The 23212-nt window shown below is 65.7% G+C and carries 27 protein-coding genes; 18 read left to right on the forward strand and 9 right to left on the reverse strand.

The window, feature by feature from the left end:
- Positions 1-102: 102 nt before the first annotated feature.
- Together RE429_RS01360 and ftsY are read right to left on the reverse strand one after the other, a co-directional pair.
- A complete protein-coding gene (locus RE429_RS01360) occupies positions 103-699 on the reverse strand; it encodes a septation protein A (protein ID WP_414472612.1) in 597 nt (198 codons plus the stop codon).
- The gene (gene ftsY, locus RE429_RS01365; protein WP_414472613.1) at positions 696-2093 is read right to left on the reverse strand and encodes a signal recognition particle-docking protein FtsY; all 1398 of its coding nucleotides are present in this window, start codon (positions 2091-2093) and stop codon (positions 696-698) included. The genes RE429_RS01360 and ftsY overlap by 4 nt, the downstream gene beginning before the upstream one ends.
- Positions 2094-2159: 66 nt before the next feature.
- On the opposite strand from ftsY, the gene RE429_RS01370 reads away from it, so the two are divergent.
- The gene (locus RE429_RS01370; RefSeq protein ID WP_414472614.1) at positions 2160-2870 is read left to right on the forward strand and encodes an RluA family pseudouridine synthase; all 711 of its coding nucleotides are present in this window, start codon (positions 2160-2162) and stop codon (positions 2868-2870) included.
- A 46-nt stretch (positions 2871-2916) separates the two neighbouring features.
- Here RE429_RS01370 and mtaB read toward each other — a convergent pair whose 3' ends face one another.
- Positions 2917-4170: a tRNA (N(6)-L-threonylcarbamoyladenosine(37)-C(2))-methylthiotransferase MtaB gene (gene mtaB, locus RE429_RS01375; RefSeq protein ID WP_414472615.1), complete on the reverse strand. Its 1254-nt coding sequence runs from the start codon at positions 4168-4170 to the stop codon at positions 2917-2919.
- A complete protein-coding gene (gene dapF / locus RE429_RS01380; protein ID WP_414472616.1) occupies positions 4170-5054 on the reverse strand; it encodes a diaminopimelate epimerase in 885 nt (294 codons plus the stop codon). The genes mtaB and dapF overlap by 1 nt, the downstream gene beginning before the upstream one ends.
- 187 nt (positions 5055-5241) lie before the next feature.
- Here dapF and RE429_RS01385 point away from each other — a divergent pair, with 187 nt between their 5' ends.
- Complete coding sequence (locus RE429_RS01385; RefSeq protein ID WP_414472617.1) at positions 5242-6063, forward strand: GyrI-like domain-containing protein; 822 nt, start codon at positions 5242-5244, stop codon at positions 6061-6063.
- A gap of 14 nt (positions 6064-6077) precedes the next feature.
- Here the strand turns inward: RE429_RS01385 and RE429_RS01390 are convergent, their stop codons facing one another.
- The gene (locus RE429_RS01390) at positions 6078-7094 is read right to left on the reverse strand and encodes an MBL fold metallo-hydrolase (RefSeq protein WP_414472618.1); all 1017 of its coding nucleotides are present in this window, start codon (positions 7092-7094) and stop codon (positions 6078-6080) included.
- Positions 7095-7202: 108 nt separating this feature from the next.
- Here RE429_RS01390 and RE429_RS01395 point away from each other — a divergent pair, with 108 nt between their 5' ends.
- The 6 genes from RE429_RS01395 (at position 7203) to trmD (ending at position 11734) form a co-directional block, all read left to right on the forward strand.
- Entirely contained in the window at positions 7203-7559 is a 357-nt protein-coding gene (locus RE429_RS01395) for a hypothetical protein (RefSeq protein ID WP_414472619.1), read from the forward strand.
- A gap of 243 nt (positions 7560-7802) precedes the next feature.
- Positions 7803-8030, forward strand: a complete 228-nt coding sequence (locus RE429_RS01400; RefSeq protein ID WP_414472620.1) for a glutathione S-transferase — start codon at positions 7803-7805, stop codon at positions 8028-8030.
- A 2-nt stretch (positions 8031-8032) separates the two neighbouring features.
- Positions 8033-9592 carry a signal recognition particle protein gene (ffh, locus tag RE429_RS01405; RefSeq protein ID WP_414472621.1) on the forward strand — a complete coding sequence of 520 codons (1560 nt, stop codon included), beginning with the start codon at positions 8033-8035 and terminating at the stop codon, positions 9590-9592.
- A 386-nt stretch (positions 9593-9978) separates the two neighbouring features.
- Entirely contained in the window at positions 9979-10332 is a 354-nt protein-coding gene (rpsP, locus tag RE429_RS01410; protein WP_414472622.1) for a 30S ribosomal protein S16, read from the forward strand.
- A gap of 5 nt (positions 10333-10337) precedes the next feature.
- Positions 10338-11051 (forward strand): ribosome maturation factor RimM, encoded by a 714-nt coding sequence (rimM, locus tag RE429_RS01415; RefSeq protein ID WP_414472623.1) that lies wholly within the window; start codon positions 10338-10340, stop codon positions 11049-11051.
- Between the two features lie 35 nt (positions 11052-11086).
- Positions 11087-11734: a tRNA (guanosine(37)-N1)-methyltransferase TrmD gene (gene trmD, locus RE429_RS01420; protein ID WP_414474276.1), complete on the forward strand. Its 648-nt coding sequence runs from the start codon at positions 11087-11089 to the stop codon at positions 11732-11734.
- Here trmD and RE429_RS01425 read toward each other — a convergent pair.
- Entirely contained in the window at positions 11728-12477 is a 750-nt protein-coding gene (locus tag RE429_RS01425) for a hypothetical protein (protein WP_414472624.1), read from the reverse strand. The genes trmD and RE429_RS01425 overlap by 7 nt on opposite strands.
- A 98-nt stretch (positions 12478-12575) precedes the next feature.
- Positions 12576-13514 carry a PLP-dependent cysteine synthase family protein gene (locus RE429_RS01430; protein WP_414472625.1) on the reverse strand — a complete coding sequence of 313 codons (939 nt, stop codon included), beginning with the start codon at positions 13512-13514 and terminating at the stop codon, positions 12576-12578.
- A gap of 113 nt (positions 13515-13627) precedes the next feature.
- On the opposite strand from RE429_RS01430, the gene RE429_RS01435 reads away from it, so the two are divergent.
- The 3 genes from RE429_RS01435 to leuC all read left to right on the forward strand — a co-directional run bounded on the left by RE429_RS01435 (position 13628) and on the right by leuC (position 16558).
- A complete protein-coding gene (locus RE429_RS01435) occupies positions 13628-14299 on the forward strand; it encodes a winged helix-turn-helix transcriptional regulator (protein WP_414472626.1) in 672 nt (223 codons plus the stop codon).
- A gap of 138 nt (positions 14300-14437) precedes the next feature.
- A complete protein-coding gene (gene rplS / locus RE429_RS01440) occupies positions 14438-14818 on the forward strand; it encodes a 50S ribosomal protein L19 (RefSeq protein WP_414472627.1) in 381 nt (126 codons plus the stop codon).
- Positions 14819-15151: 333 nt separating this feature from the next.
- Complete coding sequence (gene leuC / locus RE429_RS01445; RefSeq protein ID WP_414472628.1) at positions 15152-16558, forward strand: 3-isopropylmalate dehydratase large subunit; 1407 nt, start codon at positions 15152-15154, stop codon at positions 16556-16558.
- A 106-nt stretch (positions 16559-16664) separates the two neighbouring features.
- Here leuC and RE429_RS01450 read toward each other — a convergent pair whose 3' ends face one another.
- Positions 16665-16967, reverse strand: coding sequence for a hypothetical protein (locus tag RE429_RS01450; RefSeq protein ID WP_414472629.1), 303 nt, complete (start codon positions 16965-16967; stop codon positions 16665-16667).
- A 175-nt stretch (positions 16968-17142) separates the two neighbouring features.
- Here RE429_RS01450 and RE429_RS01455 point away from each other — a divergent pair, with 175 nt between their 5' ends.
- The gene (locus tag RE429_RS01455) at positions 17143-17406 is read left to right on the forward strand and encodes a hypothetical protein (protein WP_414472630.1); all 264 of its coding nucleotides are present in this window, start codon (positions 17143-17145) and stop codon (positions 17404-17406) included.
- A gap of 4 nt (positions 17407-17410) precedes the next feature.
- The gene (locus RE429_RS01460) at positions 17411-17818 is read left to right on the forward strand and encodes a metallopeptidase family protein (protein WP_414472631.1); all 408 of its coding nucleotides are present in this window, start codon (positions 17411-17413) and stop codon (positions 17816-17818) included.
- Between the two features lie 9 nt (positions 17819-17827).
- Here the strand turns inward: RE429_RS01460 and RE429_RS01465 are convergent, their stop codons facing one another.
- Positions 17828-18058, reverse strand: coding sequence for a hypothetical protein (locus tag RE429_RS01465; protein ID WP_414472632.1), 231 nt, complete (start codon positions 18056-18058; stop codon positions 17828-17830).
- A gap of 211 nt (positions 18059-18269) precedes the next feature.
- Between RE429_RS01465 and leuD the strand changes: the two genes are divergently transcribed.
- The 5 genes from leuD (at position 18270) to RE429_RS01490 (ending at position 23097) form a co-directional block, all read left to right on the forward strand.
- The gene (gene leuD, locus RE429_RS01470; protein ID WP_414472633.1) at positions 18270-18872 is read left to right on the forward strand and encodes a 3-isopropylmalate dehydratase small subunit; all 603 of its coding nucleotides are present in this window, start codon (positions 18270-18272) and stop codon (positions 18870-18872) included.
- A gap of 185 nt (positions 18873-19057) precedes the next feature.
- The gene (locus RE429_RS01475) at positions 19058-20245 is read left to right on the forward strand and encodes a lytic murein transglycosylase (RefSeq protein WP_414472634.1); all 1188 of its coding nucleotides are present in this window, start codon (positions 19058-19060) and stop codon (positions 20243-20245) included.
- Positions 20245-20874, forward strand: a complete 630-nt coding sequence (locus RE429_RS01480) for a LysE family translocator (protein ID WP_414474277.1) — start codon at positions 20245-20247, stop codon at positions 20872-20874. Before RE429_RS01475 ends, RE429_RS01480 begins: the two co-directional genes overlap by 1 nt.
- Before the next feature lie 70 nt (positions 20875-20944).
- Positions 20945-21685, forward strand: a complete 741-nt coding sequence (locus RE429_RS01485) for a metallophosphoesterase family protein (protein ID WP_414472635.1) — start codon at positions 20945-20947, stop codon at positions 21683-21685.
- A 2-nt stretch (positions 21686-21687) separates the two neighbouring features.
- Positions 21688-23097 (forward strand): serine/threonine protein kinase, encoded by a 1410-nt coding sequence (locus RE429_RS01490; RefSeq protein ID WP_414472636.1) that lies wholly within the window; start codon positions 21688-21690, stop codon positions 23095-23097.
- The last annotated feature ends 115 nt before the right edge of the window (positions 23098-23212 follow it).

Here is a 23212-nt window from a genome sequence, read left to right on the forward strand (position 1 = left end):
CGCTCTCCCGTCATCGCTCTCCCGTCATCGCTCTCCCGTCATGGCCGCACTGACAGCATTGGACCGAAACGCGGATTCCACTTTTGGGATCGATCCGATGTTTTAGGCCTCTTCCGCCTTCTTCACCTCGTAGCGCAGCAGCAGCGGCGTCTGCGCGAGGGCGAACGCGATGGTCAGCGGCATGATACCGAAGACCTTGAAGCTCACCCAGAAATCCGTGGTCTGCGTGCGCCAGACGATCTCGTTGAGGGCGGCGAGCGCGAAGAAGAAGAGGGCCCAGCGGAGGGTGAGCTTGCGCCAGCCCTCTTCCGTCAGCTCGAACATGCTGTCGAGGACGATCTCGAGCAGGGGCTTGCGGAAATAGAGCCCACCCAGAAGGATCAGGCCGAACATCGAGTTCACGATGGTGGGCTTGAGCTTGATGAAGGTCTCGTCGTGCAGGAAGAGCGTGAGACCGCCGAACACCACCACGACCACGCCCGATACCAGCGGCATGATCGGCAGCTTGCGCAGGAGCGCATAGGAGGTGGCCAGCGCCGCCAGCGTCGCGGCGATGAAGAGGGCGGTTGCCACGAAGATGCGCTGGCTCTCCGCGACGCCGAATTTATCCGCATAGGCGTTTGCTATGAAGAACAGAGCGAGCGGCCCCATTTCGAGGGCGAGCTTGAGAACGGGCGGGAGGCGCTTTTCGTCGGTCATGGTGTCGCTTCTATCCCGGCGATGGCTTTTGCGAAATCCCCTGCGGTGAATGGCTCCAGGTCCTCCACGCCTTCGCCGACGCCGATGAAGTGGACCGGCAGGCCGAATTTGGCCGCAAGCGCCACCAGGATGCCGCCGCGCGCGGTGCCGTCGAGCTTGGTCATCACGAGGCCGGTCACGCCCGCCGCCTTCTGGAACAGCTCGACCTGGCTCACCGCGTTCTGACCCACGGTGGCGTCGAGCACGAGCAGGGTGGCATGAGGCGCGCTCTCGTCGAATTTCCGGATCACGCGCACGATCTTTTCCAGCTCGGCCATGAGCCCGGCCTTGTTCTGCAGGCGGCCAGCCGTGTCGATGAGCAGCACGTCCGTGCCGTTGGCCTGCGCTTCCTGGAGCGCATCGAAGGCCAGACCGGCCGCGTCCGAGCCCTGCTCGCGGGCGAGAACCGGCGCGCCGACCCGCTCGCCCCAGACCTTGAGCTGCTCGATGGCGGCTGCCCGGAAGGTGTCGCCCGCCGCCAGCATCACCTTGAGGCCCTGGCGCCGGAATTTTTGCGAGAGCTTGCCGATGGTGGTGGTCTTGCCGGCGCCGTTCACGCCGATCATGAGGATCACGAAGGGCTTTTTGGCGCGATCGATCTCGAGAGGACGCGCCACGGGCTGCAGCGTCTTCTCCACTTCGCTCGCGAGAATGGCCTTCACCTCCTGCGGCGAGATCTCCTTGTTGTAGCGGCCCGCCGAGATCGCCTCGGTGATCCGCATGGCGGTCGGCACGCCGAGATCGGCCTGAATGAGCGCGTCCTCGAGATCCTGCAGGGTGGCATCGTCCAGCTTGCGCTTGGTGAAGAGGCCCGTGACGCTGTCCGACAGGGACGTGGAGGTGCGGCGCATGCCCTCCGTGAGGCGCTGCCACCAGCCCCGCTTCTCCGCCGGGGCAGATGTGGCTGGGGCAGATGTGGCTGGGGCAGATGTGGCTTCGGGCAGGGGAGGTGGAACCACCTCGGCGGGAGCAGGCTCGGGAGAGGGCAGATCCGCGGCCGCGATGTCGAGGCGCAGTTCGGGACCGGCTTCGGTGAGGATGTGCGGGATCGGCTCCTGCGGGCTGCCGCCTCCGGGCTCGCGTGTCTCGACGGGCTGCAGATCGGCCCCGGCGAGCTCGGGAGCCGTCTTGTTCTCCTCAGGCGTGTCCGGCGAGGCCGTGGTGACGCTCGGCGGAGCCGCCGTCAGATCGTTCGCCGCCGTCGCCGGCGGGGACGGCATGGTCTCCGGCTCGCTGCCGACATCGGAAATCCGGGGAATCTCGGGTGTCTGGGGCGTCTGCGGCGAGGGTTCCGGCTGGGGTTCGGCCTTGCGCCCGAAGAGACGGGACAGGAATCCGGGCTTGGTCTCGGCCATGGGTCTTAGCTGCCTCGTGAATGCTTGTGCTTGATTTAGTGCCTGTGCCTCGATAGCCGAGGCGTCATGAATGCGGAAGAGATAGTGAGCCGATTGCTGTATCGCGATGCCCTGATGCTCGTGATCGACAAACCCGCCGGTTTGCCGGTGCATCCCGGCCCCAAGGGTGGAGAAACGTTGTTTCATCATCTCGATGCCCTGCGCTTCGGCCTGCCCCGCCGTCCGGAGGCGGCGCACCGCCTCGACAAGGACACGTCCGGCTGCCTGATCCTGGGGCGGCACCCGAAAGCCATCGCCCGCCTCAACGAGCTGTTTCGTAAAGGTGAAGTCGACAAGGTCTATTGGGCCGTGGTCGAGGGCGGGCCCGAGGCGGAGGAGGGAGAGATCGATCTGTCCCTGGGGCCGAAATCGCCCGATCGCGGCTGGTGGATGAAGGTGGATCCCAAGGGCCAGCCTTCGCTGACGAAATGGCGGGTGCTGGGCCGCACGGACGGCCTCGCCCTGCTCGAACTGCGCCCCGTCACGGGCCGCACCCATCAGCTGCGCGTCCATTGCGCCGCCATGAACTTTCCCATCCTGGGCGATCCGATCTACGGCACGGCCCCGCGATTTCACGGCCCGGGCCTGCATCTTCATGCCCGCAGCGTCATGGTGCCGCTCTATCCCAAGAAGCCGCCGATCGTCGTGGAGGCACCGGTGCCGGAGCACATGCGGGAGCGGGTGAGAATGTGCGGTGTGATCGCGGACGGCGAAGCCCATCCGGGATTGCACGACTGATATGTCCTTCGTCATCCCCGGCACAGGGCCGGGGATGACGGGCGTCTCACGCCGCCAGCAATTCCTTGCCGTCATGGCCCGCGATGGTGACCGGCACGATTGCGCCAGGCGTCACGTCGCCGGCAAAACGCACGAGCGTAAAACCTTCCGTGCGGCCGAGCCGGTCGGTCTCGACCAGCACGTTGCGCCTGGCGCCGACTTCGTCACCGAGATGCTTCACCAGGGCCGCCTCGCCCTTCGCGCGCAGGCGGCGGGCGCGGTCCTTCACGAGGTCGCGGGCGACCTGCGGCATGCGCGCGGCCGGCGTGCCGGGGCGGGGCGAGAAGGGGAAGACGTGGAGATGCGTGAGGCCGCATTCCTCGACGATATCGAGGGAGCGGGAGAACATCTCTTCCGTTTCCGTCGGGAAGCCCGCGATGATGTCCGCCCCGAACACCATGTCGGGGCGAAGCCGCTTCACCTGCTCGCAGAACGCGATCGCGTCGTGCCTGAGATGCCGGCGCTTCATGCGCTTGAGGATCATGTCGTCGCCCGCCTGGAGCGAGAGATGCAGATGCGGCATCAGCCGGCTCTCGTTCGCGATGGCGTCGAGCAGGTCGTCGTCCGCCTCCACCGAATCGATGGAAGAGATGCGCAGGCGCTCCAGTTCCGGCACGTGGCGCAGGAGGCTCTTGACCATGGTGCCGAGCTTCGGCTCGCCGGGCAGGTCCTTGCCGTAGCTCGTGATGTCGACGCCGGTGAGCACCACTTCGCGCGAGCCGTGCTCCACCAATGTGCGCACCTGCTCCACCACCGCGCCCATGGGCACGGAGCGGGAATTGCCGCGGCCATAGGGGATGATGCAGAAGGTGCAGCGGTGGTCGCAGCCGTTCTGCACCTGCACGAAGGCGCGGGTGCGCCCGCGCATGCCGTCGATGAGATGCACGGCGGTTTCCTTCACGGCCATGATGTCGTCGACGAGAACCTTTTCGGATGCGCCCACGCCGAAATCGCGCATGGCGCTCCAGGTTTCGGCCTGCATCTTCTCGTGGTTGCCGAGAACCTGGGACACCTCCGGCATGGACGCGAAGGTTTCCGGCTCGACCTGGGCGGCGCAGCCCGTCACGATGATGCGCGCGTCGGGTTTTTCGCGGGCGATCCGGCGGATCGACTGGCGGGCTTGGCGCGTCGCCTCGGAGGTGACCGCGCAGGTGTTGACGATGACGACCTCGCCGAGCTCTGCCGCTTGGGCGTGGCGCTGCATCGCCTCCGACTCGTAGGTGTTGAGCCGGCAGCCGAAGGTGACGACCTCGACGCCCATCACGCCGCTCCCGCGAAGAGGGCCGGGGACAGGAAGCCCTCGTGCTCCAGCTCCGTCGCGCCGGTCATGAGCACATGGCCGTCGCCCTCGCGCCATGCGATGACGAGATCCCCGCCGGGAAGCGAGATCGTGGCCCGGCGGCCGGTCAGGCCCTTGCGGGCGCCCGCAACCAGCGTGGCGCAGGAGGCGGACCCGCAGGCGCGGGTCTCCCCCACGCCGCGCTCCCAGACGCGCAGGATCACGCGATCGGGACCGACCACTTGAGCGAAGGAAATATTGGCGCGCTCGGGAAAAACCGGATCGTGTTCCAGCACCGGGCCGATGGCGGCAAGATCGTAGGCTGCGCTATCCTCGACCCAGAAGACGGCGTGCGGATTGCCCATGCCGACGGCGGAGGCGGTCCTGAGTTCGGGATGTCCGGGCAGATGCGTGTCCACCGCGACGGCGCGGGTGTCGGGATAGGGATCGCGCAGGGGAATCTCGTTCCAGTCGAGGCGCGGCGGGCCCATGTCGACGGTAAAGACCGTCTCGGAAACCTGCGTGACCGGCAGAAGGCCCGCCCTGGTTTCGAGCACCAGCCCCCCGTTTGCCGGGCGGCTCATCACCGGGTCGGTCACCATGGCCCAGGCCACGCAGCGGGTGCCGTTGCCGCAGGCGCCGGATTCCGAGCCGTCCGTGTTGTAGATGCGCAGATAAGCGTCCGTTCCGGGGGAAACCGGATCGTGGAGCACCATGAGCTGGTCGAAGCGCGAGCCCGGATCGGCCGCGATCGCGCGGGCCTCCGCCGCCCCGACCCTATGGGCCGAGCCGCGCAGATCGAGCACGGTGATCTCGTTGCCGAGACCGTTCATCTTCAGGAAGCGGTGGTTTGCGAGGGGGCTCATCGGGGGCTCGTGCAGGCGCTCATGGGCCCGTATATGGCAAAAAACGTCGAAAACCGCGAGAGGGGATGTCGGGCTGCTACCATCCGTCCTCCACAGAGGTTTCGGGACGCCCTCGCGACCGGACCAAAACCCTCCTATGCTCCGGCCCGTGATCCCTTCGTGATTCGACGCTTTAAGGCACTCTCCCATGCGGCTGCGCTCCTCCTCCATCGTTCTCGTGCTTGCCCTCTGCTCGGGCGTGGCTCTGGCGCAGACGCCGCCCGCGAGCCCGCCTCCGGCCGATCCGGCGCCCGCCCAAACGGCCCCCGCCCAAGCGGCCCCCGCCCAAGCAACCCCTGCCGCCCCCGCGAAGCCGGAGGCCGCGCCTGCGAGCCCGGCCCCCGAGGCGGCCCCGGCCGCTCCCGCTCCGGAAACGCCGGCCCAGAACCAGCCGCCCGCGACGGCGCAGCCCGCGCCCGCGAGCCCGGCTCCGGCGAGCCCCGCCACGCCGGCACCGGCTCAGCCGTCGGCGAGCACGACGCTCTTCCCCAATCCGAGCGATGCCAGCGGCGTGGAGGAGGGCGTGCTCACGGCGAAGCCCGCCGCCGTGCTGTCCGGCACCAGCACCTGGGACGAGGCCTTCGTCAATCTCAAGAATGCCGTGGCCAAGCTCGACGGCGAACTGAAGAAGGCCGGGATCGCCCCGGCGGGCCGCCCCATCGCGATCTTCATCGATACCGACGACAACGGCTTCAAATACGAGGCCATGATCCCGGTCGCGCAGGTGCCGGAGGGCAAGACCGAGCTGACCCCCGAGATCAAGTTCGGCAAGACCCCGGAGGGCAAGGCGCTCCGCTTCGTGCACAAGGACGCCTATGACGAGATCGACGGCACCTACGAGACGATCACGGCCTATCTCGACATCAAGGAAATCGTCGCCAAGGACGCCTTCATCGAGGAATACGTGAGCAATTTCACGGATGCGCAGGACACCGATTTCGAGGTGAACATCTACGTTCAGCCGAAGTGATCCAGCCCGATTGATCAGCCCGGCGGCGATCCAGCTTCCCAGGCCTCGCCGGGCCTGAGAGGCTTGAACCGCCCATCCGGAATGTCCGCCGCCCGCAGCGCCGCCGCCAAATCGGCAGGCGGCTCCTCGACGCCCTCGTTGGTGAGTCGGAAGGTGCCCCAATGGTGGCCGAGCGCCTGGTCCGGTTGGACGATTCGGAACGCCTTCACGGCATCCTCTGGGTTCATGTGCTGCGGCTCCATGAACCAGCGCGGCTCGTAGGCTCCGATAGGGAAATGGGCGAGGCGGATCTTGCCGAAGCGCTCGCGGACGGCGTGGAAGATCCGGCCGTCTCCGAAGCCCGTATCGCCAATATGGTAGATCGTGCCTTCGGGCGTCGTGAGCAGATAGGCGCACCAGAGCGCCATGCGGCGGTCGTTGATGCCGCGCGCGGACCAGTGATAGGCGGGTTCCAGATGCACGGTGACGCCGTGGCCGAGATCCACCGAGCCGCCCCAATCCCGGGTCTCGACGGCGATCTCCGGGTGCGCCGTCCGGATCACCGCATCGTTGCCGAGCGGAGCGACGAAGCGGGGCCGGTGAACGTGCCAGAGGCGCCCGAGAGTGGCGGTGTCGAGATGGTCGTAATGGTTGTGCGTGATCAGGACCGCATGGATCGGCGGCAGGTCCTCGAACGCGATGCCGGGCGGATTGAGCCGCTTCGGTCCCGAGAAGGAGACCGGGCTCGCCCGCTCCGAGAAGACCGGGTCGATGAGGATGTTGAGCCCCGCCACCTGGAGCAGGAAGGAGGCATGCCCGATGAGGGCCGTCCGCAGGCCCCCGACCGCGCCGGGAGGGCGATCCCGAAAGGGGCTCGGAAAGGTCTCCGGCCACGGCTTCCTGCCACCGCCGAGCTGCCAGCGCAGCAATTCGACGAAGCCCTTGTCCTGCGGCTGGCTGGGCGAGAAGAACCGCACCCCGTCGAAATGGTCGGTCACGGGGCCCTGGTAGTAGCGGTTCTTACGGGAAAAGAATTTTAGGACTTTATGCACGAACATGCTTCTGATAGGATGAAATTGCTGGGCGACAATGACCTCGCGCTTCAAGCAGAAGCCAGCGTCATAGTATCCGGCCTAACCCGAAAGCTTCGGAGTAAGCATATGTCACTATCTTTTAGCATCAGCCGTTCGGCTGTGCCTGAGTTTGATCCTGCTAAGGTTGCGCGGATTTTATCCAAGACCTTCAATGCAGACTGGTCAGGTAAACCACGCGGCAGGTTTATCCTGTCACACAAGCAACTGTGCCGGCTGGCTAATCGCAAACGCCTCCATCAAGCGCGGCTAGAGGAAATCCTCGAAGAATGTGAAGGGCTGGGCCTCTGCCTGGTCGACCTTGACGGCGACTGGCTTGTTCTTTCGACAAAATGGGTTGAACGCTCCCGGCGAGCGAGCAACCAAATTCTGAGCATTTCCGGTTCAGAAAGCAACGAAGATCAAGACGACACGGACGAGGAATGATTCTTCGGAGGGGCGCTCAAATGCGCCCCCTTTGCTTGCGGAAGCAGCTCTTTCCTTGACTCCGATCCCCCTTTCCTCTATCGGCTGACCGCAAATCTGTAGAGCGAGCCCTTTGAGCCGCCGACCAGCCCGAGAGGCTGGAGGTCAACGTCCGACAGCGCGATGCGCCCTCGGGCGCGTTTCTCTTTGGGTCTTCCGCTCGCCCGTCGCGGCCGGGTCCGTCCCGGCCGTGGCGAAGAAGGGATGGACGAGGCGATGGCCGACGAGACATTGCGCATCGAGGACGCGGTCAACGAGACCTGCCCGTGGTCGGGAAAGCCGATCGCGGCGGATTCGCTCACCCGTTACCGCGGAGAGGTCGTCGGCTTCTGCAATCCCGGCTGCCGCGACAAGTTCGAGGCGGCAATCCAGCACTTTGAAAAGGCCATCGCGGATCGCGATGTACCACTCATCGCAAAAGGAATTGAGTGAACATGTTCGAAGGCCTTTCCGACAAGCTCTCCAATATCCTCAATTCGCTCACGCGCCGTGGCGCGCTGACCGAAGAGGATGTGAACGCCGCTCTGCGCGAAGTCCGCCGGGCGCTGCTCGAGGCCGACGTGGCGCTCGAGGTCGTGCGCTCCTTCACGGACAAGGTGCGGGCCCGCGCGGTCGGCGCGGAGGTCGTCAAGTCGGTCTCTCCCGGACAGCAGGTGGTGAAGATCGTCCACGACCAGCTCGTGGAGATGCTGGGTTCGGACGCGGAGGTGATCAGCCTCAAGGCGGTCCCGCCGGTCGGCATCCTCATGGTCGGTCTCCAGGGCTCCGGCAAGACGACGACCACCGCCAAGATCGCCCGGCGCCTGAAGGATCGCGAAGGCCGCCGCGTGCTCATGGCCTCGCTGGATACGCGCCGTCCGGCCGCCATGGAGCAGCTCGCCGTGCTCGGCAAGCAGGTGGGCGTCGACACGCTTCCCATCGTGGCGGGCCAGAGCGCGGTGCAGATCGCCCGGCGCGCCATGGAGGCCGCGCGTCTGGGCGGCTACGACGTGGTGATGCTCGACACCGCGGGCCGCGTGACCGTGGACGAGGCGCTCATGGTGGAGGCCGCGGACGTGCGCGCCGCCACCAACCCGCACGAGGTTCTGCTCGTCGCCGACGCGCTCACCGGTCAGGACGCGGTCAACACCGCCCGCGCCTTCGACCAGCGCCTCGGCGTCACCGGCATCGTGCTGACCCGCATGGACGGCGATGCGCGCGGCGGCGCGGCTCTGTCGATGCGCGCCGTGACGGGCAAGCCGATCAAGCTCATCGGCACGGGCGAAAAGGTCGATGCGCTGGAGGAGTTCCATCCCTCGCGCGTCGCCAACCGCATCCTCGGCATGGGCGACATCGTCTCCCTCGTGGAGAAGGCTGCCGAGAATTTCGACGCCGAAAAAGCCCAGCGCATGGCCGACAAGATGCGCAAGGGCAAGTTCGACCTCGAGGATCTGCGCGATCAGCTCAGCCAGATGGAGAAGATCGGCGGCATCGGCGGCATGCTCGGCATGCTGCCCGGCATCGCCAAGATGAAGTCGCAGCTCGAGAACGCGAATATCGACGACAAGGTCATCAAGCGTCAGTGCGCCATCATCGATTCCATGACCCGGGCCGAGCGCCGCAATCCGGACATCCTGAAGGCCTCGCGCAAGAAGCGCATCGCGGCCGGTTCCGGCGCGAAGGTCGAGGACATCAACAAGCTCCTCAAGATGCACCGCCAGATGGCCGACGTCATGAAGGTGATGGGCGGTGGCAAGGGCAAGGGCATGGCGGGCGCGCTCGGCAAGATGTTCGGTCTCGGGGGCGGCATGGGCGGCATGCCCCAGCCGACGCCAGAGCAGATCGAGGCCCTGCAGAAGCAGATGGGCGGCAAGCTCCCGGATTTTCCGGGCGGCGCGGGCGGCGCTCTGCCTCCGATGCCGAAGGGCGTTCCGGGCCTGCCGGGCCTGGGTGGCTCGAAGATGCCTGGTCTTCCGGGCATCGGCGGCTTCCCGTTCGGGGGTAAGAAGAAGTGACGCCATCAGCCAGCAGGATCGGCCTTGCGCTCAGTGTCCTGTGGCTGGGACTGACAGTGTGGATTGCATACAAGCAGGAGTGGAGACTTGGCCGGTACGCCAACACATTCGAAGGCGAATATGCAGCCCACTGCTGGAAAATGTACGAAGTTGAATTTGGACAGCAGAGAGTGGACGCGTGCATCGCGGGACAGCTCTCTCCTGAAGAGAACGAGGAGCTAAAGCAGCGAACGATCAATAGCTACGCCTCAAATGCGTGGAAGCCGTTCGCCTTGATCCTGTCCGTTCCTCTCCTGACTTTCGGTTTCCTTGCTCTCTGGAGCCTTCTGCAAGGAAGCCGAACATATTCCCGGCTCCATAAAAACTGAAACTGAAAGGTTGAACCCATGTCCCTGAAGATCCGTCTCACCCGTGGTGGTGCGAAGAAGCGTCCCTATTACCGCATCGTCGTCGCCGATTCGCGCTCCCCGCGCGACGGTCGCTTCATCGAGAAGGTCGGCACCTACGACCCGATGAAGCCGAAGGACGATGCAGGCCGCGTCGTTCTCGAAGCCGAGAAGATCCAGGCCTGGCTCGCCAAGGGCGCCCAGCCGACCGACCGCGTCCTGCGCTTCCTCGACGCTGCCGGCCTCCTGAAGCGTTCCGCCCGCAACAACCCGCAGAAGTCGGTTCCGGGCAAGAAGGCCCAGGAGCGCGCTGCCGCCAAGGCTGCCGCTGCCGGCGAAGGCGAGGCTGCGTAAGCACCATGACGAAGAAGGAGCGCTTCAACCAGCGCTCCGCCTCACCCCTCCCCCTTGCGGGGAGGGGCAGGGGTGGGGGTGTGAGCGTCAAGACATCAGGACGTGGCGCTGGCACCCCCACCTCCATCTCCTCCCCGCAAGGGGCAGGAGGGGTCGCTCTCTCGCAAAGCGACGATCTCGTCCTCGTGGGCGAGTTCGGCCGTGCCCACGGCCTGAAAGGCGAGGTGCGGCTGAAATCCCATACCGGGGATCCGCAGGCGATCGCCGGCTACAGGCCGCTCGCCGGATCGAACGGCAAAAACCATTCCCTCAAGACCGTCCGCCCCGCTCCCGGGGGCGCTGCGGATCTTCTCATCGCCGTCGTCGACGGCGTGACCACGCGTGAGGCGGCCGAGGCCCTCAACCGCGTGCAGCTCTTCGTCGAGCGCGCCAAGCTGCCGCCGCCCGACGAGGAAGACGAATTCCTGCTCGCCGACCTCATCGGGCTGTCCGTTCAAGACGAAACTGGCGAGACCATCGGGACCATCGTCGGCGTGCCCAATTACGGCGGCGGCGATCTTCTCGAAGTCGCGCCCGCTCAGAAGGGGCCGACCGTGCTCCTGCCGTTCACCAAGGCCTTCGTCCCGCTCGTGGACCTGGCGGGAAAGCGCGTCGTCGCCGCGCTCCCGGACGATTTCTTCGAGGTCGGAAAGCCGGAGCCCGGCGAGGATCGCGCGTGAGCTTTTCCGCCACCATTCTGACCCTTTACCCCGAGATGTTCCCGGGCCCCTTGGGCCTGTCGCTCTCCGGCGATGCGCTGTCGCGCGGCGTGTGGTCGCTCGAGGCCAGAAACATCCGGGATCACGGCCTCGGCCGCCACCGCGCGGTCGACGACACGCCCGCCGGCGGCGGACCCGGCATGGTGATCCGCTGCGACGTCCTGGGCCAGGCCATCGACGCGGCGGTTCCCGCCGAGGACCCGCGCCCGAAACTTCTCATGAGCCCGCGCGGCAGGCCGCTTACCCAATCTTACGTTCGCGAACTCGCGGCCGGTCCCGGGGTCGTGATCGTCTGCGGCCGCTTCGAGGGCGTGGACGAGCGCGTGATCGAGGCGCGCAACCTGACGGAAGTGTCGATCGGCGATTACGTGCTCTCCGGCGGCGAGATGGCCGCGATGATCGTGCTCGATTCCTGCGTGCGCCTGCTTCCGGGCGTCATGGGCAAGGAAGCTTCCGGGACGGAGGAGAGCTTCGAGACGAACCGCCTCGAATACCCGCACTACACGCGTCCCCGCGAGTGGGAGGGCCGCGCCATTCCCGACGTGCTGCTCTCAGGCAACCACGCCGCCATCGAGCGCTGGCGGCGCCAGGAATCGGAGCGCATCACCCGGGAAAGACGGCCGGATCTGCTGGAGGATCAATAATCCGACCAGACGGGATGGCCGTTCTTACCCCAGTAGCGGCACCAGCGGGCGGTCGAGAGGATAATCAGGAGCAACTCCTCCTCGTGTGAGATCTCGTCCCCCACCTTAAGGCTCATGACATCACGCGTGATGTCATGCTCCTGCACGTAATGTCGGGCAGCTTCCTCAAGCTGATCACTGTACTCAATCAGCTCCTGGGGCGTGAAATGCATCCAGGCTTGGATATGCAGATCCGATCCAAGGATCTCTTCAATGCCGTCCTCCGTCAGCGCCTTGCCGCGAAAAGCATAACCTTCCACGTACCTGCCAGGGCCGCTGGCGTAACGCGGCAAGCCATCACTGGGAGGAGCGAGCGCAAGCACGTACTCGCCATGAAGCTGACGCTTAAATTCTTCGAACGACAGGCCCTCGCGCTTTTCAGCGCTCTTGTCATAGGCCATCTCGGCCCACGTATCCGCAGCAGGGTCGATGCCGACCTGAGGGCATCCTAAAGTCTCGTATGGAGAGATGGAGATGCCTTCCAACTGCTTAAGAAGGATCGGCCCATCCGCCTGCCGACCCATGCTGACGTCGGATTTCGCTCTGAGCCCCAGGAGCACCTGAAGCTTTTGCTTCATTCTCACCAAAGCCGATGGGGACGGTATGTCGACGAAACTGGCTGATTTGAGTGCTTCGAACAGTCGCGCGTGCTCATTCTCATGGCTTGGCTTAGGCTTTCCAAGCGGGATCAAGTCCAAGCCCATCGTTGACTCCCCTGGCGAATTTTATGTTCCTAAGTAACAATCTGGATACAAGAAACTCGTCGGAGTGAGAATGTGCCTTGCAGGGCCATGAACAAAAATTATGCGAGCTGCGCTCCATACGTCCGAAGATACTTCATCCCCGTATCGCACATCACGGTGACGATGGCGGCGTGAGGCCCCAGGCGCTCGGCGAGCCGCAGGGCGGCGATCACATTGGCTCCCGTGGACGTCCCGGCGAAAAGGCCCTCCTCGCGCGCGAGCCGGAACGCCATCGCGGTGGCTTCCTCCGTGGAAACCCGTTCGATCTCGTCGGCGACGTTCTCCTGCCAGAGCGGCACCACGTAGCCCGCGCCGATCCCGTCGATCCTGTGGGCGCCGGACGGGCCGCCGGACAGGACCGCGGATTCGGTGGGCTCCACGGCGGCGACGAGAATATTCCGGTCGCGCCGCCGCAAGCCTTCCGCGATCCCGCGCAGGGACGCCGCCGTGCCCACGCTCTGCACGAAGCCGTCGATCCCGCCGCCGGTCTGGACGAGGATTTCCTCGGCCATCCGGTGATAGGCCGAAAGCTGGTCCCGGTTCTTCATCTGGTCGGTCCAGAAGGCCCCGGTCTCCCGGGCCACGATCCCGGCCGCCTCGATCATGTCGCGGGTGAGCTTTTCCGTCATGCGCCCGGAATCGCTCGCGATGACCTGGAGCTTCGCCCCGAGGATCCTCATGTGATCGCGCTTTTCGCGCGCGAACGCATCGGACGTGACGATGTGGAGAGGATGTCCCTTCACGGCGCAGACGAGGGACAGGGACACGCCGGTGCTGCCGCCGGTATATTCGACGACGGGGCCGCCGTAAGGCAGGCGACCGTCCGCCTCCGCCGCCTCGATCATGGCGAGCGCCATGCGGTCCTTCATGCTGCCCGTCGGGTTCTCGTTTTCCAGCTTCACCAGGATCCGGGCGCCGTTGGGCGGGACGATCCGGCGCAAGGCCAGGAGGGAGGTGCCGCCGATGCGGTTCAGGATGCTCGGTTGCGTCTCGGTCATGATCGGGACTCGTGTCGTGATGGGCTCGATGTCGTGAATAAGCCGGCGCGTCCCCTTCGTCAGGTCCAAAATCCGGACTTCTCCGTGGCCCGGCGCCGTGGTAGCGCTCGCCCATGTCGGGCTCTGGTCAGTTCTGTTCGGTCGCGCGCGCCCATGAGGCCATCGGGGGGCGCTGGACCTTGCTCGTCGTGCGCGAGCTTCTCTGCGGCAGCCGGCGCTTCAACGACATCCGCCGGGGTATTCCGCGCATCTCCCGCACCATGCTGTCGGAACGGCTGCAGGAGCTGGTCCATCTGGGAGCCGTCACGCGCATCGCGGGCGAACATGGTCCGGAATACGAGCTGACCGAGGCGGGGCGGGATCTCATGTCCCTGGTCGGTGCCCTCGGCGCCTGGGGCCAGCGCTGGCTGCCGCGACACGCGGAGGTCGAGGATCTCGACCTGGAACCTCTGTTCGTCGACATGCAAAGGCGGATCCGCTCCGAAGCGCTGCCCAAGGACCCCCTCGTTGTCCGGTTCGAAATCGACGGGCAGCACAAGCCCCGCTTCCTGCTGCTGAGGGCGAGAGAGGTCTCCCATTGCACGCAAAATCCCGGATTTCCGGAGCCGATATGCGTCCGGACGTCTCTCTCCGTCCTGGCCGCATGGTGGCGCGGGGACGTGGGCTTCACAGAGGCTCGCCGGATGGGCATGAACCTCGAAGGGCCGAAGGAGCTCGTCCGGGCGTTTCCCGACTGGTTCGAGCGCTATCTTTTTGCCGATATCGGTCCTGCGATCGGTCGCTGAGCGGTTTTCGACCTCCCGGGCCCGCTCGACAATTCTCCAAAACTCCTGTATAGGCGCGGCCTCAACTTAAAACAGGACGCCGAAATCCCGCTGGTCTGGGGCGAGCCCCAGGGTCAAGCAACGGCAGGAGTAGAACTCATGAACATCATTCAGCAGCTCGAGCAGGAGCAGATTGCCAAGCTCGGCAAGAACATCCCGGATTTCCAGCCCGGCGATACCGTGATCGTCAACGTGAAGGTGAAGGAAGGCGAGCGCAGCCGCGTGCAGGCCTATGAGGGCGTCTGCATCGCCCGTTCCGGCGGCGGCCTCCAGGAGAGCTTCACGGTCCGCAAGATTTCCTACGGCGAAGGCGTGGAGCGCGTGTTCCCGGTCTACTCGCCGAACGTCGATTCCATCAAGGTCGTGCGCCGCGGCGCCGTCCGTCGCGCCAAGCTGTACTACCTGCGCGACCGCCGCGGTAAGTCGGCCCGTATCGCCGAGCGCGTCGAGAAGAAGACGGACGCCACGGCTGCCAAGTAAGGCTTTCCGTTCAGCACGTTTTTACGAAAGCGCGGTTTCACGGCCGCGCTTTTTGTTTATGGCGGCGCGCCTTGCCGCCAGAGCATCGGGCCCAAAAGTGGATCTGCCCTTTCGGGATTGAATCCGATGCTCCCTTCTTAGGTGAACGCATCGTTTGAGCGGCCCGCCGGGTCCGCACGATGCGCTGGTCCGGAGCGAAAGAATTTTATTGCGCATCCCGGGCAATCAGCTATGCGATCCTTTCAAAGCGGTGCGCGTTCGGGACACCTTTTCCTCCCGCTCGGGTGCCGTTAGAAGACGTCCGAAGACCTTTCTCATTGCTGGAAGATTCCCATGGCCAAAGCCCGCACCCTCTACGACAAGATCTGGGACGACCACGTCGTCGATCAGCAGGATGACGGGACGTGCCTTCTCTACATCGACCGTCACCTCGTCCATGAAGTGACGAGCCCGCAGGCCTTCGAGGGCCTGCGCACCGCGGGCCGCAAGGTGCGCCAGCCGCAGAAGACCCTCGCGGTGGTCGACCACAACGTGCCGACCTCCGACCGGTCGCAGGGCATCGAGGATCCCGAATCCGCCACCCAGGTCGCGACCCTCGCCCAGAACGCCGAGGAGTTCGGCGTCGAGTACTACAACGAGCTCGACACCCGTCAGGGCATCGTCCACGTGGTGGGACCGGAGCAGGGCTTCACCCTGCCGGGCATGACCATCGTGTGCGGCGACAGCCACACCTCCACCCACGGCGCCTTCGGGTCGCTGGCCCACGGCATCGGCACTTCGGAAGTCGAGCACGTGCTCGCGACGCAGACGCTGATCCAGAAGAAGGCCAAGAACATGCGCGTGACGGTGGACGGGCAGCTGCCCTCCGGCGTCACGGCGAAAGACATCATCCTGGCCATCATCGGCGAGATCGGCACGGCGGGCGGCACCGGCCACGTGATCGAATTTGCCGGCGAGGCGATCCGCTCGCTGTCGATGGAAGGCCGTATGACGGTCTGCAACATGACCATCGAGGGCGGCGCCCGCGCGGGCCTCGTCGCGCCGGACGAGAAGACCTATGCCTACCTGAAGGATCGCCCCAAGGCCCCGAAGGGCGAGGCCTGGGAGGCCGCCGTGCGCTACTGGGATTCCCTGCGCACGGACGAGGGCGCGTTCTTCGACACCGAGATCAGGCTCGATGCCGCCAACCTCCCGCCCATCGTCACCTGGGGCACGTCACCTGAGGACGTGATCTCGGTCGCCGGCGTCGTGCCGAACCCGGACGACATTCAGGACGAGAACAAGCGTCTCTCCAAATGGCGGGCGCTGGAATATATGGGCCTCACCCCGGGCAAGAAGATCACCGATATCGAGCTCGACCGCGTGTTCATCGGCTCCTGCACCAACGGCCGCATCGAGGATCTGCGCGCCGTCGCGAAGGTGGTCGAGGGCAAGCGGGTGAACGAGCGCGTCAACGCCATGATCGTGCCGGGCTCCGGCATCGTGAAGATGCAGGCGGAGGCCGAAGGCCTCGACAGGATCTTCAAGGCCGCGGGCTTCGACTGGCGCGAGCCCGGCTGCTCCATGTGCCTGGCCATGAATGCCGACCGTCTCGCTCCCGGCGAGCGCTGTGCGTCCACCTCGAACCGCAACTTCGAAGGCCGCCAGGGCTTCAAGGGCCGCACCCATCTCGTCTCCCCCGCCATGGCGGCGGCGGCGGCGATCGCGGGCCGGTTCGTGGATATCCGCACCTTCGGCTGATCCGGTTTTTCTCGAGACCAACGAAAAAGGCGGCGGGCCTCAGGGTCCGCCGCCTTTTTCATGCCGATCCGTGCCGGGGGGGGGCCGGTCCGCTCGGCTTCGTCGATCAGTCCACGTAGGCCCGGCGGCCCGCGACGATACGGCGGCAGACCTCGACCGGACGGCGCACCACCACGCCGCCGGGGCGCACGCGCTCACGCATTTCCGTGCGGCACACGGTACGGGACCGGACGGGACGCACCACGCGGCGCTCGACGACCCGCTCGCGATAAACCGGACGATGATGCCGCTCCTGCACCACATGAACGCCCGCCGGGCCCACATGCACGCCCACGCCCTGAGCCGATGCCGCACCGGCGCCGAGAACCGTCAGCCCGGCCACGGCCAGGATACCAAGAATCTTACCCATTGTTGCCTCGTTTCGAGTTACCTATTCCGAGAGCATCAACGGCCAAGCCGGCAAGACGTTCCGTTGAGGCAAGTCGTTCCGTTAAGGCAAGTCGTTCCGTTGAGGGAAGCGGGAGCCGGGCTTATGGTTTCGAGAATCTTGCGTCGAAAAGGACATAGATAAAAGGACATGGATCATGAACGATGAGGAGCGCCAACGCGAAGCCCGGGAGGCCTTGGAGCGCGTGCGCCGCGACACGGAATCCGTCGGCTCCTCGGCGCTCGCCCGCATGAGCCGGCAGGCGCAGGAGCATTTCGGCGCCCGCGATGCCGTCGGGGCCGGCGAGGACGGCGGCACGGATCCCATCGAGCTCTGGGGCCGGCGGATCGGACGGGCGCTGTCTCTCGTCGGCGTCGTCGTCCTGGGCTTGTGGCTCCTGATCCAGCTTGGCATGCTCTGATCCCATGACAGACTGGTCCTCTCTCCACGCTCCGTCCCTCGCGACCTTCGAGACGCTCGCCGAGGCGGCCTATGCGCGCCTGCCGGAAGAGTTCCGGGCGCTGTGCGAGGGCGTCGTGATCCGCGTCGAGGATTTTCCCGATGACGAGACCCAGGAGGAGATGGGCTGCGAGACGCCTTTCGATCTCCTGGGCCTCTTTCGCGGCATCGGCCTCGCGCAGGGCGGTGCGACGATGCAAACGGGCCAGTTTCCCAACATGGTCTGGCTCTACCGCCGCCCGATCCTCGATTACTGGGCCGAGCACGAAGAGAGCCTCGGATCGCTGGTCACCCATGTGCTGGTGCACGAGATCGGCCATCATTTCGGCCTCTCGGACGACGACATGGAAGCCATCGAAGCGGCGGCTTCGTGATCTCGAGCTTCAGGAGGATTCTTTCTGCAGGTATCGCCAGAGCGCAAGAAGCGGGACCGCCAGGACAAGCGCGGCAACAGCCGTCAGAAGAATGCCATACGACTGAGGGGCCAGGAGCGAGATGCACCCTCCCGCCAAGCCAAGCGCCAGCAGCCAGACAGCGAGCATGGCCATTCCGATCAGCTGGATGGCAACCTCCTCCAGGAGGCCGGACAGGATTTTGCGAAGACGCCGTCTCATTGCAATAAAGTTGCCGAAGAGCGCCTTCGAATCAAGCACGGAATGACGAGGTTTGGCAGGACGCTGGCGGCTCGTATCAGATCGTTGCGTCAGGCGCCCTCCCGACGACAAATTCTTGCCGGGCGCGACCATCGCGAGGCTAGTCGTGTCGTGACGCCTTTGCTAAGAGGCATCCACGAAGCCCTTTGCCGCCTGAAGGAAGTTTGAGACCATGGAAAAGTTCACCGTGCTGGAAAGCGTCGCGGCACCGCTGCGGATCATCAATATCGACACCGATATGATCATCCCCAAGCAGTACCTGAAGACCATCAAGCGCACGGGTCTCGGCACGGGACTCTTCTCCGAGATGCGCTATCGCGAGGACGGTTCCGAGAATCCGGACTTCGTGCTGAACCAGCCCGCGTACCGCAATGCCCAGATCCTGGTCGCCGGCGACAATTTCGGCTGCGGCTCTTCGCGCGAGCATGCCCCCTGGGCGCTGCTCGATTTCGGCATCCGCTGCGTGATCTCCACGAGCTTCGCCGACATCTTCTACAACAACTGCTTCCAGAACGGCATCCTGCCGATCAAGGTCTCGCCGGAGGATCTGGAGAAGCTGTTCGACGACGCCAGCCGCGGCGCCAACGCCACGCTCACGGTCGATCTCGAGACCCAGGAAATCCGCGGCCCGGACGGCGGCAGGATCACCTTCGATATCGATCCGTTCAAGAAGCACTGCATGCTCAACGGCCTCGACGGCATCGGCCTGACCCTCGAAAAGGCCTCGACCATCGACAGCTTCGAGGAGAAGCTCTCGGAACGCGCCTGGGCCTGAGCGTTCCGTATCCCGCTTCTCTTTCCAGGCTTCACGCCTCTCGTCATGGCCGCACCTGGTGCGGCCATCGACGTCTTGGAAGCTCTGCGCCAAAAAGGCTTAGATACCCGGCCCAAGGCCGGGCATGACGGGGAGAGCAGTCCCGTTACCATAAGTTTAACCAAATTGCCTGCAAGGTCGCGGGCATGAAACGCATCCTTCTTCCCGCGATCCTCGGCGTGCTGTCCCTGGCCGCCGCCTCCTCGGCCTCGGCCCAGGCCGATTTCCGCTCGTGCCTGTCGTCCCTGCGCGCCCAGGCGGCCGCCAAGGGCATTTCGGGGCAGGCCTTCGACGCCGCGACCCGCGGCATCCAGCCGGATCTGTCGATCCTCGACCTGATGAGCAACCAGCCGGAGTTCAAGACCCCGATCTGGGACTATCTCTCGGCCCTGGTGGACGACGAGCGCGTGCAGGATGGCAAGGCCGCCATGCGGCAATGGGGGCAGGCCCTGGCCTCCGCCGAGGCGCGCTTCGGGGTCGACCGCTATGCGATCGCAGGCGTGTGGGGCGTGGAATCCAATTTCGGCAAGGATATCGGCGGGCGGCCCCTCGTGCAGTCGCTCTCGACCCTGGTCTGCTACGCGCCGCGCCGCAACGAATACTTCAAGGGCGAGCTGATGGCGACGCTCAAGATCGTGCAGGACGGGGACATGGACCCGGCCTCCCTGCGCGGCTCCTGGGCCGGAGCCTTCGGGCATACGCAGTTCATGCCGTCCACCTTCCAGCGGCTCGCCGTCGACGGCGACGGCGACGGGCGGCGCGACATCATGGCCTCCGTGCCGGACGCGGTTCACTCCACCGCCAACTTCCTGAAGAAAGCCGGCTGGGTGAACGGCATGCCCTGGGGCTACGAGGTGCGCCTGCCGCGGACCTTCAACGCCAAGCTCGCCGGCCGCAAGAGCAAGCGTCCGGTCTCGTCCTGGGCCTCGATGGGGGTGACCCGCATCGACGGGCGTCCGCTCTCGGGCGGTTACCAGGCCGGCATCATCATCCCGGCGGGCATCGACGGACCGGCCTTCCTGGTCACCAAGAACTTCGACGCGGTCTATTCCTACAACGCGGCCGAATCCTACGGCCTCGCCATCGCGCTGTTGGGCGACCGGATGAAGGGTCTGCCCGGCATCCAGGCCGCATGGCCGACGGACGACCCGCCGCTGTCCCGCGCCCAGCGCCGCGAGCTGCAGAGCCTGCTCGCCGCCCGCGGCTACGATATCGGCGACGTGGACGGCAAGATCGGCTCCAAGACCCGCGAGGCCATCAAGGACGTGGAGCGCCGGATCGGCCTCGAACCGCGGGGACGTCCCGGCGGCAAGGTCCTGGAAGCACTGAGGTGATGGAGACCATGTCGGGGAGTGCGCTGCTTCTGTTCGTTCCGGCATGCTTTGCACTCAACATGGCGTTCGGACCCAACAACCTGCTCTCCCTGACCTACGGCTTGCGGGAAGGGGTCCGCACCGCCGTGATGGCATCCTCCGGCCGTCTCGTCGCCTTCGCGCTCATGATCGCCCTGACGGCGCTCGGGGTCGGAGCCGTGCTGGCCGCTTCCGAAACGGCGTTCTCGTTCCTCAAATGGCTGGGGGCCGCCTATCTGATCTGGCTCGGCGTCAGGATCCTCAAGGGAGGCGCCGCCATCGACGCGCCGGCGGCCACCGTCCGCCGGCCCCTGAAGGCCCTGGCCCTGCAGGAATTCTGGACCGCCATCGGCAACCCCAAGGCGATCCTCATCTTCACCGCCTTCCTTCCGCAATTCATCGAGCCCGGCGCCTATTGGCTCAGTTTTGCGATCGTGGGCGCGATCTTCCTCGCGCTCGAAGTGGTCGCGGTCTTCGTCTATTCCGTGCTCGGCCACCGGCTCAACCGGCTCTCCCGCAACGGACGGGTGTTCGGCTGGCTGAACCGTCTGTCCGGCGTCACCATGATCGGCTTCGGGATCGCGCTTCTGTTTACCAGGAAAGCGTCTTGAGGGGGAAAACCCGTTTCCTGCCGGCCCCGGCGAGGTTGCGTTAAGGAAAGGTTAGGGGTTTAGTGCGCGCATGCTCATCGCGCTCCTGACCGACATCCATGGCAATCGCGAAGCCTTCTCGGCCTGCCTCGCCCATGCCCGCTCGCTCTCGGTCGACCGTTTCATCCTCCTGGGCGATTATGTCGGCTATGGGGCCGACCCGGCCTGGGTCGTCGATATGGTCAGAACGCTCGTGAACGAAGGCGCCGTCGCGCTCCTCGGCAATCACGACGCGGCCATCGACGGCTCGGACGAGGACATGAACAGCCTCGCCCAGGAAGCGATCCGCTGGACGAGAGGCCAGCTCGGCATGGAGCAGCGCGCCTTTCTCGCGGACCTTCCCCTCGTGCACGAGGAGGGAAGCGTCCTCTACGTCCATGCCAACGGCTACGCGCCGCGCAGCTGGAACTACATCACCGACACGCTGGAGGCCGCACGGCATTTCAGCCGGGTGGATGCGCACATCACCTTCTGCGGGCATGTGCATGTACCGATGCTCTATCACATGAGCACGACCGCGAAGGTGGGCTCCTTCGCGCCCGTCGGCGACAACGAGATTCCGCTTCTGGCCACCCGCACGTGGCTGGCCGTGATCGGCGCCGTGGGACAGCCGCGCGACGGCGTCCCGGCCGCGAATTACGCCGTGTTCGACGCAAGCCGCCAGAGCCTGCGCTATTTCCGCGTGCCCTACGACACGGTCACGGCGGCCCGGAAGGTGCGCGAGGCGGGTCTGCCCGAAAGGCTTGCCCAGCGTCTCGAGGAGGGTCGCTGAGCATGCGCCTTCGCCTCGTGCCGGGCATGGTGATCGACGGGTTCACGCTCAAGGAGCATCTGAGCACCGGCGGCATGGCCGAGATCTGGTCGGCGGAGCGGGAGGACGATCCCGCGCCTCTGGTCATGAAATTTCCCAGGCTCATCGACAGCGACGATCCCATTCCCATCGTGTGCTTCGAGACCGAGCAGATGATCATGCCGCGCCTGTCGGGCCCGCACGTGCCCCGCTTCGTCGCTGCGGGACCGCTCGATCCCCAGGCCTATGTCGCGATGGAGCGCATTCCGGGCGAATCCCTGAAGGCGCGCCTCTCCCATGCGCCGCTGCCGTGGCAGGAGGCGGCCCGGATCGGCGCGAAGGTCGCCCGCGCCCTGCACGACCTGCATCTCCAGAAGGTCATTCATCTCGATGTGAAGCCCAGCAACGTCATGTTCCGCGAGACGGGCGAGGCGGTGCTCGTCGATTTCGGCTTCGCGCGGCACGAGCAGCTTCCCGACCTTCTGGCGGAGGAGTTCCGCGAGCCTCTGGGCACCACGCCCTACATGGCGCCCGAGCAGGTGCTGGAGGATCGCGCCGACCCGCGCAGCGACCTCTTCGCGCTGGGCGCGATGCTGTATGTCTTCGTGACCGGCGAGCGCCCCTTCGGCGTACCGAAGGGCGGTCAGATCCGCCGCCGCCTGTGGCGTGATCCGGTGCCGCCGCGGGCGATCAATCCCGATTGCCCGCCCTGGCTGCAGGAGATCGTCCTGCGCTGCCTGGAGGTGGACCCGAACGACCGCTACGCGACGGCGGCGCAGCTCGCGCTCGACCTCGAACACCCGGATCAGGTCACGCTCACGGAACGCGCCGGGAGGCTGGAACGCAACGGCGGCATGCAGACCTTCCGGCGCTGGCTGAAAGCGCGCCGGGCTCAGCCGCTCGAAACCCCCAACATCGCGCGCCAGCTCTCGCAGGCGCCGATCATTCTCGTCGCCATCGATCTCGCGCCGGGCAGCGAGGATCTGAACGAGGCGCAGCGCGTCCTTCTCGGGCGCATCCTGTCCATGGAGACCGAGGCGCGGGTGGCCTGCGTGAACGTCCTCAAGCTCTCGCGCCTGACCGTCGACGTGCTCGAGGACGAGGAAGGGCGCAGCCTGCACGTCCAGCGCCTCATCCAGCTCAAGCACTGGGGCGCGGGCCTCGAGATTCCGAAGGAGCGGATCACCTACAGCGTGCTGGAGGCCGTCGATCCGGCCGACGCCCTCGTCGACTATGCGCGCCACAACGATGTGGACCACATCGTCATCGGGGCGCGGGCCTCCTCGGCGCTCCGCCGCTATCTCGGCAGCGTCTCGTCCCAGGTGGTGGCGCAGGCGCCCTGCTCGGTGACGGTGGTGCGAACGCCCCGCGACCGGCGGCCGGCGGAACAGTGAAAGAGAGCGGAAGCGCGGCTTCCGGCGCGGTTACGCCTAACGGCCAAGGTGGAAACGCTTGCCAATCGGGCTATTCGGCCGTTTAAGAACCCGGCACATCACTGTTTGAACAACA

This window comes from Microvirga sp. M2 (genome assembly GCF_047497095.1).
In the GTDB taxonomy this organism is placed as follows: Bacteria; Pseudomonadota; Alphaproteobacteria; order Rhizobiales; family Beijerinckiaceae; genus Microvirga.

Bases quoted from the DNA above. Each gene is read 5' to 3' on its own strand.
- RE429_RS01360 (WP_414472612.1), bottom strand. From the start codon at position 699: ATGACCGACGAAAAGCGCCTCCCGCCCGTTCTCAAGCTCGCCCTCGAA.
- ftsY (WP_414472613.1), bottom strand. From the start codon at position 2,093: ATGGCCGAGACCAAGCCCGGATTCCTGTCCCGTCTCTTCGGGCGCAAG.
- RE429_RS01370 (WP_414472614.1), top strand. From the start codon at position 2,160: ATGAATGCGGAAGAGATAGTGAGCCGATTGCTGTATCGCGATGCCCTG.
- mtaB (WP_414472615.1), bottom strand. From the start codon at position 4,170: ATGGGCGTCGAGGTCGTCACCTTCGGCTGCCGGCTCAACACCTACGAG.
- dapF (WP_414472616.1), bottom strand. From the start codon at position 5,054: ATGAGCCCCCTCGCAAACCACCGCTTCCTGAAGATGAACGGTCTCGGC.
- RE429_RS01385 (WP_414472617.1), top strand. From the start codon at position 5,242: ATGCGGCTGCGCTCCTCCTCCATCGTTCTCGTGCTTGCCCTCTGCTCG.
- RE429_RS01395 (WP_414472619.1), top strand. From the start codon at position 7,203: ATGTCACTATCTTTTAGCATCAGCCGTTCGGCTGTGCCTGAGTTTGAT.
- RE429_RS01400 (WP_414472620.1), top strand. From the start codon at position 7,803: ATGGACGAGGCGATGGCCGACGAGACATTGCGCATCGAGGACGCGGTC.
- ffh (WP_414472621.1), top strand. From the start codon at position 8,033: ATGTTCGAAGGCCTTTCCGACAAGCTCTCCAATATCCTCAATTCGCTC.
- rpsP (WP_414472622.1), top strand. From the start codon at position 9,979: ATGTCCCTGAAGATCCGTCTCACCCGTGGTGGTGCGAAGAAGCGTCCC.
- rimM (WP_414472623.1), top strand. From the start codon at position 10,338: ATGACGAAGAAGGAGCGCTTCAACCAGCGCTCCGCCTCACCCCTCCCC.
- trmD (WP_414474276.1), top strand. From the start codon at position 11,087: ATGTTCCCGGGCCCCTTGGGCCTGTCGCTCTCCGGCGATGCGCTGTCG.
- RE429_RS01425 (WP_414472624.1), bottom strand. From the start codon at position 12,477: ATGGGCTTGGACTTGATCCCGCTTGGAAAGCCTAAGCCAAGCCATGAG.
- RE429_RS01430 (WP_414472625.1), bottom strand. From the start codon at position 13,514: ATGACCGAGACGCAACCGAGCATCCTGAACCGCATCGGCGGCACCTCC.
- RE429_RS01435 (WP_414472626.1), top strand. From the start codon at position 13,628: ATGTCGGGCTCTGGTCAGTTCTGTTCGGTCGCGCGCGCCCATGAGGCC.
- rplS (WP_414472627.1), top strand. From the start codon at position 14,438: ATGAACATCATTCAGCAGCTCGAGCAGGAGCAGATTGCCAAGCTCGGC.
- leuC (WP_414472628.1), top strand. From the start codon at position 15,152: ATGGCCAAAGCCCGCACCCTCTACGACAAGATCTGGGACGACCACGTC.
- RE429_RS01450 (WP_414472629.1), bottom strand. From the start codon at position 16,967: ATGGGTAAGATTCTTGGTATCCTGGCCGTGGCCGGGCTGACGGTTCTC.
- RE429_RS01455 (WP_414472630.1), top strand. From the start codon at position 17,143: ATGAACGATGAGGAGCGCCAACGCGAAGCCCGGGAGGCCTTGGAGCGC.
- RE429_RS01460 (WP_414472631.1), top strand. From the start codon at position 17,411: ATGACAGACTGGTCCTCTCTCCACGCTCCGTCCCTCGCGACCTTCGAG.
- RE429_RS01465 (WP_414472632.1), bottom strand. From the start codon at position 18,058: ATGAGACGGCGTCTTCGCAAAATCCTGTCCGGCCTCCTGGAGGAGGTT.
- leuD (WP_414472633.1), top strand. From the start codon at position 18,270: ATGGAAAAGTTCACCGTGCTGGAAAGCGTCGCGGCACCGCTGCGGATC.
- RE429_RS01475 (WP_414472634.1), top strand. From the start codon at position 19,058: ATGAAACGCATCCTTCTTCCCGCGATCCTCGGCGTGCTGTCCCTGGCC.
- RE429_RS01480 (WP_414474277.1), top strand. From the start codon at position 20,245: ATGGAGACCATGTCGGGGAGTGCGCTGCTTCTGTTCGTTCCGGCATGC.
- RE429_RS01485 (WP_414472635.1), top strand. From the start codon at position 20,945: ATGCTCATCGCGCTCCTGACCGACATCCATGGCAATCGCGAAGCCTTC.
- RE429_RS01490 (WP_414472636.1), top strand. From the start codon at position 21,688: ATGCGCCTTCGCCTCGTGCCGGGCATGGTGATCGACGGGTTCACGCTC.